This window comes from Liquorilactobacillus capillatus DSM 19910 (assembly GCF_001434915.1).
GTDB lineage: Bacteria > Bacillota > Bacilli > Lactobacillales > Lactobacillaceae > Liquorilactobacillus > Liquorilactobacillus capillatus.
Map to the genome: position 1 here is coordinate 96,601 of NZ_AZEF01000061.1, position 12,525 is coordinate 109,125.

A 12,525-nucleotide genomic window follows, 5' to 3' on the forward strand; every position below is an offset into this window, starting at 1 on the left:
ATTTCATCTTACTATCTTCATATAGTTAATAGCTATATCAAATCATTGATTATAACACTTATCCAATAAACAAATATAATGTTACCTTATTCATAATCAAAAAAGGAGGATAACTATATGGCAACTTCTGTTATCGGGTTCCCACGTATTGGTGAGAATCGTGAATTAAAATTCAGTACTGAAAAATACTTCCACAATGAAATTACACAAAAAGAATTGTTTACTCGAGCAGCAGAACTACGTTTGAAACATTGGAAACTACTTCAAGAAGCTGGTGTCGATTATATTCCAAGCAATGATTTTTCATTCTATGATACAACACTTGACACAGCTTTATTGTTTAACATTATCCCGCAAAAAGCAGCAGAGCTAAAACTCAGTCCTCTTGACAAATATTTTGCACTTGCCCGTGGATATCAAGGCGAAAAGGGCGATCTCAAAGCTCTTCCAATGAAAAAATGGTTTAATACTAATTACCACTACCTTGTTCCTCAATTCGATAAAACAACACGAATTAAATTAGTTGGCAACAAAATTTTTACTGAATTCAAAGAGGCTCTTACAGCAGGAATCAAAACACGTCCTGTATTGGTTGGTCCATACACCCTTCTTAACTTAAGCGAGTTTGCTAATGGAACAAAGCCAGAAGATTTTATTTCACAAATCATAGAAGCTTATACAGCCGTTTTTTCACAGCTTAACCAGCTGGGGGCATCATGGTTGCAACTTGATGAGCCTTCACTCGTCAAGGATATGTCACCTCAGGATCGAGCCTTATTCAATAAAATATACACTGCTTTGTTAACCAAAAAGGGCAGTCTTAAGGTTCTACTACAAACTTATTTTGGAGATGTCCGTGATAATTATACTGATTTAATCAAACTTGATTTTGATGGACTCGGTTTAGACTTTATCGAGGGACGTAAGACATTAGAACTCGTAAAAAATGGTTTTCCTGATGAAAAAGTTTTATTCGCTGGAATCGTCAATGGTAAAAACATCTGGCATAACAATTACCAACAAACACTAGCGACAGTAAAACAATTGCCTGCCACAAAAATTGTTCTTTCGACTTCGTGTTCTTTACTGCATGTCCCCTTCAGCGTAGCCAATGAAAACTTTAGTCCTGAGGTAAAGGCACATTTTTCTTTCGCAAAAGAAAAGATTGCTGAACTTGGCGAGCTTTCTTCCATCTTAGATGGTCAGGCTGATAAACTGCTTGCTAAGAATCAAAAATTATTTACTGGCAACCGAATTAAAAGTAATAAAAAATTAAAAGAAAAAATTGCTGGTCTAACTGAGGAAGCTTTCGTCCGCACCCCAGCATTTGCCCAACGTGAAGTCTTGCAGAAAAAGGAATTTAAACTCCCTCTTCTTCCGACTACTACAATTGGGTCATTTCCGCAAACACGTGTGGTCAAGAAAATGCGCGCTCGACTCAAACGTCATGAATTAGATCAAAAAGAATATGACATATTTATTGCTGGAAAAATAAATGAATGGATTAAGTGGCAAGAAGATATCGGACTCGACGTTTTAGTACATGGTGAATTTGAACGTAATGATATGGTTGAATATTTTGGACAAAATTTAAGTGGATATCTCTTCAGTAAAAATGGCTGGGTTCAATCTTACGGCACACGCGGTGTTAAACCCCCGATTATTTGGGGAGATGTCACCCGACAAAAGCCTATCACAATCAAATGGTCTAAATATGCTCAAGAACAGACCAACAAGGTAGTTAAAGGGATGCTGACTGGCCCTGTAACCATTTTAAACTGGTCATTTCCACGTGAAGATATCTCAGTGCGTGAATCCACGTTGCAAATTGCACTTGCGATTCAAGATGAAGTGCTAGATCTTGAAGCTAACGGTATTCGTGTCATTCAAATTGATGAAGCTGCGTTACGCGAAAAACTACCCTTGCGTAAAAGTGACTGGTACAGTGAGTATCTCGACTGGGCTATTCCAGCATTCCGCTTAGTTCACAGCCAAGTCAAACCTGAGACACAGATACATACACATATGTGCTACAGTGAATTTACTGACATCATACCAGCAATTGACAATATGGATGCAGATGTTATTTCATTTGAAGCTTCACGATCAAATCTTGAAATTCTTGATGAGTTACAAGCTAAAAACTTTCAAACCGAAGTTGGGCCTGGTGTCTATGACATTCATTCACCACGAGTTCCCTCAGTTGAAGAAATTAAAGATGCAATTCGCAAAATCTTACAAAAAGTACCAAAACAAAAAGTATGGGTTAACCCTGACTGTGGTCTTAAAACACGTGGTGAAAATGAAACAAGAGCAAGCTTGGAGAATCTAACGAGTGCCACAAAAGAAGTTCGAAAGGAGCTTGAAGATGGTGAAAACTAAGTCGCCTTCACTATCTTTCGAAGTTTTCCCGCCCAATACACAGACAGGTATTGTAAATATCAAAGCCACTCTTGATCAATTACAAACACTTAAGCCCAGCTTCATTAGTGTCACTTGTAGTAATAATAAGAATAATATTGAAGAAACCACACTCAGACTGGCTAGCTACATCAATAATAATCTAAACATACCAGCAATTGCTCATTTATCTGCTGCTTACCTCAGCACTCAGCAGGTCAAAAAGATTTTGACAGAATTGAATTCACTTCATATTCATCAGTTACTGGCTCTTCGAGGTGATATTATTCCAGAGATTCCGCGTAAAAAAGACTTTGAGTACGCCAGTAGTCTAATTAAGTTTATCCATGAACAGAACCTTGATTTTAAAATTTTAGGAGCCTGCTACCCTGAAATCCATCCAGAATCACCTAACTTAGTTTCAGATATTCATTACCTGAAACAAAAAGTTGATGCTGGTTGCGATCAGTTAATCACACAGCTTTTCTTCGATAACGATAAGTTTTTTACATTCAAAGAAAATTGTGCCTTAGCTGATATTAACGTTCCAATCATCGCGGGTATTATGCCCATAACTACGAGAAAACAAGCTTTACGACTTATCAAAACAACATCTGCTCATCTTCCGCAAAAATTTCTTGCTATTTTTGATAAATATGAACATGACCCTGCGTCATTACGCACAGCAGGATTAGCTTATGCTGTTGATCAAATCGTTGACTTGCTGACACGCGGTGTTGAAGGCATTCATCTATATACGATGAACCATGCAAAAACAGCGATTGACATTCAAAATACAATTGGTTCTTTATTTAAAACTAACCAACAATAATACAAGTTATTTAACCTAATGGTTTCAGTCTATAACCAAAAATTCATTTTAAAGTATTGAGTTTGGGACAAAAGTCTCGAACTCATTTTTTTATGTCTTTTGTTTTCGGATTATTAAAAGTCATTTTCGTTCTCTACTTGTGGACAATCAACTTGAACGACCGTGTGAGTTACCTTATCTATTTCTTTCAAATTACTTGTCAATCTTCCCAAAACATCTGCATAATCCGACTGTTTTTCTAAACTAATGTGTATTGACATTGCAACATCGTTCGTTCCAATCCCCCAAACATGTAAATCATGATAGTCGGTTATTTCATTAAATGATTTAACAACCTTAATAATCTGATCAATATCCATATCCTCTGGGACAGCCGCCATTAATAGTGATAAGGACTGACGCAGTAATCCCCATGAAGAATAGATCACTATGATCGCCACGAGAATACTTGTGAGTGAATCAATTCCTCCCCAACCAGTGATACTGATTAATAAGCCAGAAAATACAACTCCTAATGAAATCATTCCATCAGCCGCCATATGAATAAATGCACCCTTGATATTCAAATCTTCTTGGCTGTCTTTTTGAAATAAAAAGGCTGTTGTAAAATTAATCACAACACCAATCAATGCAATTCCAGCAACACTCAGACCTTGTTTTGAACCCTGCGGATTAAAATTAATAATTGCTTCAATGATAATCCACACCATAGCTGCTAGAACAAAAGTAGCATTAGCAAATGCACCCAAGACCGTCGCCTGTTTGTAGCCATAAGTCATCTTAGGTGTTTTTTCCTTAAAACTGATAATACCGGCAAGCCATGAAACTATTAAACCAAAAACATCACTAAGGTTATGCATCGCATCAGTCATCAAAGCAACTGAGCTAAAAAGAATTCCAAAAAGAAGTTCAAAGATAATATAGATTAGGTTCAGACCTATTCCCACTTTAAAAGGCATCCCATAACGCTCTTTATATTTATTCACTTGACCCACCCCTTACTAATAATCTATTTTCCTCAATACTTACTAAGTTAGTTTTAATTCGTCACTTACAATATGATTATAAAGACCATGCATAATAAAAACTACTAATAGTGTTAAGAAATAAGAAAATACGACATCTGACAGGAAATGCGCTCCAATAATAATACGGGCTATTCCCATAATCGCACCATAGAATACCCCTACAATGAGCACCCTCGTGTGTCTTTTACCAACAGTAAACCATGAAAAGACCACCATAAGAGTTGCTGCCATCGTATGTCCTGAAGGAAAGGACCTATGTCCAGTGAAACCGTTAGGCTGCAGCCAAGAAGTAAAATTATGCTGGGAGGTGCTCAATTCATATGGTCGTACTCGCCCCCAGAAAGCCTTAAGAACACCATTTATTTCTAGTGAAAGAAGCGCCGTCAACGAAGCAAAGACAGCCACTAATAGGTATTTTTGCAACTCTTCTTTTCGCTTATTTTTCATCCATAAAAAAATGACAATTGTTATACTACTATATAGCCCAAGCCACAGAAGTACTTTTACTTGCGGAGTCACAGAGAAAACGGCCACATCGTTACTATGCATCCCGAGTGGTTTCCCATTGTAAAGATTAGTCAACGCTGCAAGCGAATAATGCGTAATTTCATTTAAATACTGCTCCACCTGCCAAGCGGACAATGCAAAACCACCTATAAATAAAGGAATGCTAAATGATCGATGTCCTCCACAGCGGATAGCATAGATCAATGCTATCTCACCACTTATAATGAAAATAAAATATATCGGAAACTCACCAAATGTCTGAAAAGTAGTCCCGAAAAAACTATGATAGTTAATAAGAGCATTACTGAGCTCTAGGTCCTTAAAAGTTGCAATACTTAAAAGAAACACGCAACTAACAGCTACCATTATAAATAAATTTTCTTTTAAAATAGCTCGCATATATTCACTCCTTTTTTATTCTTCGAATGGTATTGGTATAAAATTATAGTTCAGCTTGGGAAGCTAACAAACATTCAGTAATACTTTCTCTGAAAAAACAGCACAATATTTGCTATCAGACGCTTTTATTTCTATAATTTATCTTAGTAAAAGTGCTTGAGTCTCTCAACTTCTTGCACCCACTAAACTACTAAAAATCGAGGTCAGATTATGTTAGAACCTAAAAAAGTTGTTCCAAACTTAACTTCTAAACTCAGAGCTGATATTGTTGAAACACCAGCGATTATCAGGGATGCTTCGGGAATCAATCTTTTCGGTAAGAGGATCAAAAGTATTATCTATACCATGGATGTTGCGGTGATTGCTAATTGTAACGCAGATGCTGTCTTGGCCGTTTACCCCTGGACCCCTAATACCAAAATATTACAAGCCATTTCAACTGTTTCTAATGTTCCGATTTTTGCAGGTATTGGTGGTGGACTCACAAAGGGCTTACGTTCGGCCACAATCGGTTTTTTTGCAGAGGAAAATGGTGCACAAGCTGTTGTCCTTAATGCTCCTACTCCACTTGAAACAGTTGTGAGTGTAGGAAAAGTTGTTGATATTCCAATTATTTATACCGTTGTAAATAAAAGTATTGACGTAAAGAAACGAATCGACGCCGGCGTTAAAGCTTTTAACGTTGCTGGTGGCAAACAAACCGCCGACCTTGTTCGCTGGTTGCGACAAGAACTAGCTACCATCTCACCTAACTTCCCAATCATTGCATCTGGTGGCAAATCCAATGAACAGATCAAGCAAACGATTGATGCTGGTGCCAACGCAATTACCTTTACTGCATACGGCGTGACCGAAGCAACTTTCCAAAAGAAAATGGAAAAATACCGTCAAGAAAATTAATAATCAACTGCAATTATTTTTAGATAAGCTGCATGCGTTCTTTAGCATGAAGCTTTTTTATTTAAATAGTAATAAGACCTAACTTTAAAATACTAACTATCTCTTTTTAAATAGATTCGTTGCAGGTCACTCAAATCTGTATCTGACAACTCCATAGCCGTGTGCATGTAGGTCCGGATATTCCCATAATTAGTCATCAACGCTTGCCGCGCTCTATCCAATGATTGACTTTGAACATAAAATGAAGAATTCATCTCAGTGATCAAGTCTCTTAAGTTATCACCGTGCAATTTTTGCTTCAAAGTCTTCTTATCGGCCGATTCAAAAATAAGATTAGTCAATAGATAGTCACGCTTGATTACCTGATAATCAATTCCTAATGCGGATAAAATCAAGAAACTAGCAATTCCGGTTCGATCCTTGCCAGCTGCACAATGAAACAACAGTGAATGTTCTTCTTTAGCGTTAGCAAGTAAATCTGTGAACATCATCCGAAAAGCTAACTGTGAATGTTTACTTAAGACCATTGTAGTATATGGCTCTTCAAAAAGTTCATCAGTTAGATCTTCCTTATCAATAGTCGGTAAATCTGACGATTCAGCATTTCCTAGCGGATACACCGGATATGACCGATACGTCGTTTGCCGCGGAAGGTTATCCGGTGCCATCTCACGTTCAAACGGAGAGCGAAGATCAATCACATAGTCAAGACCGTATTTAGCTAATTTTCTAGCAGCCTTAGAAGACAAGCGGCTCATATCCCCTGAGCGAAGCAGTTTTTGCCATCTGATCATCCGGCCATCCCGTGTTCGATACCCACCCAACTCACGTAAATTCACACTGGTCGGTATGTCTAAGATTCGTTCTCGTTTCATACTCATATGACTCTACCTCCCTTTTCCAACCACGAAACCACCATTGGTCTACCAGTAAATTCAGCTATTACCTATGGCTGATTTAATTATACAATGCTGCTCTCTATTTGAACTATTATTTACGCTTAGAACTTTTTTTAATAAATCTTATATAGTCCTTGCTATTACTAAGTTTTCATAGTCAGACTAAACCTAATTCTTTTTAAAACTACTGCTTTTTTTATTGTTCTTTTTGACTTTTGTATTATACTTAATTTATTATTTAGAAAGGGAGGTGAATGGTCTATGTTTACAGAAACTGATATCAGCAATATTTTACGCCAGCATGGTGTTGAAAATAAAAACAACACACTGGCAAAAGCGCTTTTTGATATTCTTGAACTATCTAAGAACGGGGAATCAGACAGTCAATTTTAAGAATATCTTTTACTTTTTGACCTGTAGACTTCTCGTAGTTCACGAATAATGAATATAGGTTAAATCATATCGCCGAACTACTAGAGGTTTTTAGTACCCAAGACAAGTAAGATTGACAATTTTTAGACTAAATTTTATTAAGATAATACAGTTAAGCTAGGTAAAGGTCATCTTTTGCCCAGCTTTTTTTATTTGAGCAGCGCTCCTCCCATACCCAATATTTCGTGCTAAAATACCCTTATCAACTTCATTAAGGAGGTCTTTTATGACATCAGAGAAAAAAATGATGCTTGCGGGCAAACTCTATGCAGCTGGCGATCCTGAATTAGTTATGCTGCGGCAAGCTGCTAAACAGCATATCTATGAATATAACCACACTCAACCACTGGAAAATACTAAACGGACACAACTACTGACCAACATGATTGATTGCCCTAGCAGTGATGCCCACATTGAAATTCCAACACGGATGGATTATGGTATAAACATTCATTTAGGCAAGCACTTTTATGCTAATTATGAAAGTATTTTTCTTGATGTTGCTCCAATTACAATCGGGAACAATGTTTTGTTTGGACCGCGTGTAGGTCTGTATACCGCAGGTCATCCTCTTACAGCTGCTATTCGGAATGAAGGACTCGAATATGGTTATCCCATCACTATTGGTGATAACGTTTGGCTAGGTGGTAATGTTACTGTCTGTCCCGGAGTAACAATTGGTGATAATACAGTGGTCGGGGCTGGCGCAGTGGTCACAAAAGATATCCCCGCTAATACGCTCGCCGCTGGAGTTCCAGCACGTGCTATCCGTAAAATTACAAGTAGCGACCAGGCATTCTGGCAAGCTGAAAAAAATGCTTATTTAGAACTAAGAGCTAAATAGCTTACGAAAGCTGAATTAATTGAGACTATAATCACATTTTAAACGCGCCTAAAGCTTATTAGCTCATGGTATTACCCGTCTCACTGCATTTATTACTCTAGCTATGTTTCTATACCAAGTCAGCAATAAAGTTAACCAGCACCGCGATAATAACTGTGTTAAAGAGAAATGAAATAAGTGCATGTCCCAAGGCAACTTTACGAAAACTAGTAGTTGAAAAATTTGTATCTGAAACCTGATAAGTCATCCCAATTGTATAGGATAAATAGGCAAAATCCCAAAAACTTGGCAGTTCTGCATTATTGAAATCTACTCCCCCCTCATTTTTATCAGTACTTTTCTTATAATATAGTTCCGCATAATGGAAAGTATACACTGCGTGAACTAAACTCCACGAAACAGGGATGCTGAGCAGCCCTGTTCCTAGTTCAATCGGATTACCTTTGCCTATCGTCACTAAAAAAACGACTACCCCGAGGCTAACACAACTAGCTAAAATAATTGCAATATCTAAGAAAGAATACCGAATATTTTCAGTTTCAACGATTTTGCGGGTATGTTCTCCTGTCAGTGGCTGAAAGTTAAGCCACATCAAAACCATGACTGTTATAGCCCCTACATTCCAACTCATCAATAATGACGTCGCCCAATCAAGATAGACTTTCAGTGCAAAACCACTCAGTACCCCCGCTACAATGGCTACGACAAAATAGACACGCTTTTGCCGAAATAATTTTCGTCGTTGACTTTTTTTCATACAAACTCCCCCCAATTTTGACTGTAAGCATTTTATTATCATTGTAGTTTGTCGCCGCTTGAAACTCGACTATTTAGCATTAAATTGGATAGATAAAACTGGTTTAGACTTAATTTAATAAAGATAACTATTTAAATAACGTTGAATCATTCTTTAAGTACCTTTAATATGTTAGAATTGAAGGGTTAGTAAATATAAATGATTGGTGGATTTTGAAATGTTGATTTTAGGTTTTGCACTATCCCTGGCTCCGCCTAGCTTTTGTCGGCTCAATTGTTAGAAACTTTAGGCTTAATAAAAGATGGAGAGTGTATCACAAATGATAGAAGCGATCAATTTAAAATCAGGCATGGTTTTTGAAAAAGATAACAAATTAATTAAAGTACTTGAGACTAATCACCACAAACCCGGTAAAGGTAATACCGTTATGCAAATGAAATTACAGGATATTCGTTCTAACTCTATTGTCCAAACAACTATGCGACCAACTGAAAAGGTCGAATTAGCCATTGTTGACAAAAAGCAAGCACAGTATTTGTATAAGCAAGGTGATATTTTCTTCTTTATGGACTTAGATACCTATGATCAATACGAAGTTTCTGAAGAACAGATCGTTAACGAAATCAAATATTTGATTCCTGAATTAAAGGTCCAATTAAACTTCTGCAAGGAAGAATTAATTGGCATTGAATTACCAACAACCGTTAACTTGCGTGTTACAGAAACATCACCCAATATCAAGGGAGCTGCTGCTGGTAGTGGTGGCAAACCCGCAACTATGGAAACCGGCTTAGTTGTAAGTGTGCCCGACTTTATTCAAGAAGGCGATGTATTAGTAATCAATACTTCAAATGCTTCTTACAAACAACGAGCATAATTAAAAGAGAGTGTGACATAAGTCGGGAAAATTTGAGTACTAACTCAAAATTACGAACATAGCGAGTACTTTGCTATGAGTAATTCGAAGTTAGACGGAGAATTTTGACTTATGGAACACGTTTATACAGAATAAAAGAGGAGCTGTGCCAAAACTTAACTTTTGGCACAGCTCCTTTTTTTTGAAGAAATAAGTAATTTTAACTAGTAAGATAACAGTATAACAATAAGCTATTGATCCAACTAAGCATATCACTTGGTTTCTTATTTTTTTGAAAGTTCTTTGGTATCTTGAAGTCCATCTACCGACTCCCTTACTGATTGCCGCACGCTAATTAGACAAAAACATAGAACAATTATTGCTAAGCAAAGTAAGACCAATAAATTCAGATTAAGTCCCGCCTTCGTCCCCATCTCAAGATCAGCAGACTGTTTTTGTGCAAATGAGATCAGCGAGGCGGAGAGTGCTATTCCTACTGCTCCTGAATACGATTGCACAGTCATATAAATTGCGTTACCATCGTTAGTTACTGCTGTAGAAAGTCTTGATAAACTCAGTGTCATTATATTACTGTAGCTGAAACCCAACCCCACCATAAAAATCGTATATGTTAACACTAGTGTGATTACACTTGGCACAAGTAAATTAGCTGCTAAAAAGGTCAGCATGATAAGCCCTGTTCCGACGAGTATCGGTAAAAAGCGATTGATCTTATCATAAACAAGACCTGCAACTGCCGCTACCATTGCATCAGCAACGGCTGCAGGTAAGACTAAAAAACCAGCCACCGTTGTAGATTGCTTAAAACCTAATTCCAGTACATTAGGCACCAAGTATGACATGCTAAGAGACATTAATTGCAGTAAGAAAAACGGTATTAATAAGCTTATAAACTGTGTATTTTTAAGTAAAGTTATTTCTAGTAGACGCTGCGGATTGTTTCTCTCAAAATAAAGGAAAGCCGCACAGCTAATTATTATGATTACTATAAGCAAGATTTGCAGTATCAATGAGCCATTGCCAGATGTAAGGTTAACAATTAACAATAAAGTCGCAGTTAATAATGCCGCTAGTGAGATCCCGCCTCGTAGATCAAAAGCAACTTTTTTAGTCGGTGCAACTTGCTGTATACTAAATTCTCCTAATAACCATGTAATAATAATAAGTGGCAGTAATAAGATAAATAACATATGCCAACTAAATGCTCTTTGAATTACGCCCCCGTACGCAGGACCAACTGCTGGGGCAAAGGCAATTACTAAGCTACCAATTCCCATAAACGTCCCAACAGATCTTCGGGGAGCTTGTTCCAAAATAAGTGAAAACATCAATGGAAGACCTATTCCTGCTGCCACCCCCTGTAACAAACGTCCCAGTAAAAGAAACAAAAAATCTTCTGCAAAACCCGCACAGATCGTTCCTGCCAGAAAACTAAAAACAGCTATTCTAAATAAAGAAATTATTCTACATCTTTTTCTTAAAAATGCTCCAAAAGGGATCAGTACAGTTGAAACCAACATATAACCTGTTGTCAGCCATTGAACTGTACTTGCTGAAATTGAAAAAGCACGCATTAGTCTCGGAAATGTAATATTTAAGGCTGTTTCAATCACAATCCCTAAGAAACTTAATAATCCTATCGAAATAATTGAGATAACTAACTTATTGTTCTTTTCCACAAATACGATCCCTTGCTTTTGCCTAAAATTTAGATCTTAGCTACATCTATTACTACAAAACCTTTCTGCACGAAAGTAATATAAAAAATCTTTAGTACTATGTATTATTGCAGCACTATATGTAGTGTCCTTGGATATTATAGCATGCTTGTGGAAGTGTAATGAGCAAAATTAGAAAATACCGCGTACACAAAAAGCTTACATCAAAATGACATATCATTTTGATGTAAGCTTTTTGTCTTTCTTTTATATTACATAAATTAACATTTCAATAGTCTTTTCTAGGACACACGTGTTCCTTTTAATATTTAAAGACCCTTAGCTAAGCATATACCAGCGCAGGTGTCTCTATGTCCTAAGCATCAATCGATTCAAGATATTTTTAATTCAATGACATAAGTTAGTTATCCTCTTATTCATGTTGCGTAACTAATTTAAACTTTAGAACTGTTCCATCCATATTCTTAGGTTTACTAGTTCCGTAAAAAAGGTACACTTTATTGTCCACTATTAATTTTGAAAAAGAATAGATATCACTTTTACTCAAATGTTCGCTAACTGTCAACTCTATGAATTCACCTTTAAATTGCCCTGCTAAGCTAACTTTTGTTATAGTATAATCTACACTGTTAATACCTAATTTCAGTGCCAATTTATCCACATTTATTACCCTCTTTCAGTCAGTAATATACGCTGATAACATAAACACGCAAGAAATAAGACTTATAAAGAGTTATATATTACCCAAAAATTCAACAAATAAAATAAGTAATTATATAGCTATCGCAGCTTATAACAAAATAATTATCCAAAAAGATAGACTAATTTTGTAAAATTTTTAGTTTTATGCAACTTTTATGTAACGTGAGCGCCAAAAAATATACTAGAAGATACCAAAATGTAAAAATAAAAAGAGGCTCTTCGTCAACTGTTGTTGGTGAATCCACTTATAAAAGTTCTAATTACTTTGT

The 12,525-nt window shown here is 36.6% G+C and carries 12 protein-coding genes; 6 read left to right on the plus strand and 6 right to left on the minus strand.

Going from position 1 to position 12,525, the window contains the following annotated elements; translation table 11 throughout:
• The first annotated feature begins 117 nt into the window (after positions 1-117).
• Together metE and metF are read left to right on the plus strand one after the other, a co-directional pair.
• On the plus strand, positions 118-2,382 hold the full coding sequence (gene metE / locus FC81_RS10645; protein WP_057746812.1) for a 5-methyltetrahydropteroyltriglutamate--homocysteine S-methyltransferase: 2,265 nt from the start codon (positions 118-120) through the stop codon (positions 2,380-2,382).
• Positions 2,369-3,232, plus strand: coding sequence for a methylenetetrahydrofolate reductase [NAD(P)H] (gene metF, locus FC81_RS10650; RefSeq protein ID WP_057746815.1), 864 nt, complete (start codon positions 2,369-2,371; stop codon positions 3,230-3,232). The genes metE and metF overlap by 14 nt, the downstream gene beginning before the upstream one ends.
• Before the next feature lie 113 nt (positions 3,233-3,345).
• Here metF and FC81_RS10655 read toward each other — a convergent pair whose 3' ends face one another.
• Both FC81_RS10655 and FC81_RS10660 read right to left on the minus strand, forming a co-directional pair.
• Complete coding sequence (locus tag FC81_RS10655; RefSeq protein WP_057746817.1) at positions 3,346-4,218, minus strand: cation diffusion facilitator family transporter; 873 nt, start codon at positions 4,216-4,218, stop codon at positions 3,346-3,348.
• Positions 4,219-4,260: 42 nt separating this feature from the next.
• Positions 4,261-5,166: a phosphatase PAP2 family protein gene (locus tag FC81_RS10660; protein ID WP_057746820.1), complete on the minus strand. Its 906-nt coding sequence runs from the start codon at positions 5,164-5,166 to the stop codon at positions 4,261-4,263.
• 210 nt (positions 5,167-5,376) lie between these two features.
• Between FC81_RS10660 and FC81_RS10665 the strand changes: the two genes are divergently transcribed.
• Positions 5,377-6,066, plus strand: coding sequence for a beta/alpha barrel domain-containing protein (locus tag FC81_RS10665; protein ID WP_057746822.1), 690 nt, complete (start codon positions 5,377-5,379; stop codon positions 6,064-6,066).
• 92 nt (positions 6,067-6,158) lie between these two features.
• On the opposite strand, the gene FC81_RS10670 is transcribed toward FC81_RS10665, so the two are convergent.
• Positions 6,159-6,947 (minus strand): tyrosine-protein phosphatase, encoded by a 789-nt coding sequence (locus FC81_RS10670; protein ID WP_235804686.1) that lies wholly within the window; start codon positions 6,945-6,947, stop codon positions 6,159-6,161.
• Between the two features lie 279 nt (positions 6,948-7,226).
• On the opposite strand from FC81_RS10670, the gene FC81_RS11235 reads away from it, so the two are divergent.
• Together FC81_RS11235 and FC81_RS10675 are read left to right on the plus strand one after the other, a co-directional pair.
• Positions 7,227-7,358: a hypothetical protein gene (locus FC81_RS11235; RefSeq protein ID WP_268871917.1), complete on the plus strand. Its 132-nt coding sequence runs from the start codon at positions 7,227-7,229 to the stop codon at positions 7,356-7,358.
• 265 nt (positions 7,359-7,623) lie between these two features.
• Complete coding sequence (locus FC81_RS10675) at positions 7,624-8,241, plus strand: sugar O-acetyltransferase (RefSeq protein WP_057746825.1); 618 nt, start codon at positions 7,624-7,626, stop codon at positions 8,239-8,241.
• 109 nt (positions 8,242-8,350) lie between these two features.
• Here the strand turns inward: FC81_RS10675 and FC81_RS10680 are convergent, their stop codons facing one another.
• Positions 8,351-8,998, minus strand: coding sequence for a DUF1345 domain-containing protein (locus tag FC81_RS10680; RefSeq protein ID WP_057746828.1), 648 nt, complete (start codon positions 8,996-8,998; stop codon positions 8,351-8,353).
• Between the two features lie 319 nt (positions 8,999-9,317).
• Between FC81_RS10680 and efp the strand changes: the two genes are divergently transcribed.
• Positions 9,318-9,875, plus strand: coding sequence for an elongation factor P (gene efp, locus FC81_RS10685; RefSeq protein WP_057746831.1), 558 nt, complete (start codon positions 9,318-9,320; stop codon positions 9,873-9,875).
• 263 nt (positions 9,876-10,138) lie between these two features.
• Here the strand turns inward: efp and FC81_RS10690 are convergent, their stop codons facing one another.
• On the minus strand, positions 10,139-11,563 hold the full coding sequence (locus FC81_RS10690; protein WP_057746834.1) for an MFS transporter: 1,425 nt from the start codon (positions 11,561-11,563) through the stop codon (positions 10,139-10,141).
• Positions 11,564-11,966: 403 nt separating this feature from the next.
• Positions 11,967-12,215 (minus strand): hypothetical protein, encoded by a 249-nt coding sequence (locus FC81_RS10695; RefSeq protein ID WP_057746837.1) that lies wholly within the window; start codon positions 12,213-12,215, stop codon positions 11,967-11,969.
• Positions 12,216-12,525 lie beyond the last annotated feature (310 nt).

Coding starts and splice junctions, on each gene's coding strand:
- FC81_RS10675 (WP_057746825.1), top strand. CDS start 7,624: ATGACATCAGAGAAAAAAATGATGCTTGCGGGCAAACTCTATGCAGCT.
- FC81_RS10670 (WP_235804686.1), bottom strand. CDS start 6,947: ATGAGTATGAAACGAGAACGAATCTTAGACATACCGACCAGTGTGAAT.
- FC81_RS10665 (WP_057746822.1), top strand. CDS start 5,377: ATGTTAGAACCTAAAAAAGTTGTTCCAAACTTAACTTCTAAACTCAGA.
- FC81_RS10680 (WP_057746828.1), bottom strand. CDS start 8,998: ATGAAAAAAAGTCAACGACGAAAATTATTTCGGCAAAAGCGTGTCTAT.
- FC81_RS11235 (WP_268871917.1), top strand. CDS start 7,227: ATGTTTACAGAAACTGATATCAGCAATATTTTACGCCAGCATGGTGTT.
- FC81_RS10660 (WP_057746820.1), bottom strand. CDS start 5,166: ATGCGAGCTATTTTAAAAGAAAATTTATTTATAATGGTAGCTGTTAGT.
- efp (WP_057746831.1), top strand. CDS start 9,318: ATGATAGAAGCGATCAATTTAAAATCAGGCATGGTTTTTGAAAAAGAT.
- metE (WP_057746812.1), top strand. CDS start 118: ATGGCAACTTCTGTTATCGGGTTCCCACGTATTGGTGAGAATCGTGAA.
- metF (WP_057746815.1), top strand. CDS start 2,369: ATGGTGAAAACTAAGTCGCCTTCACTATCTTTCGAAGTTTTCCCGCCC.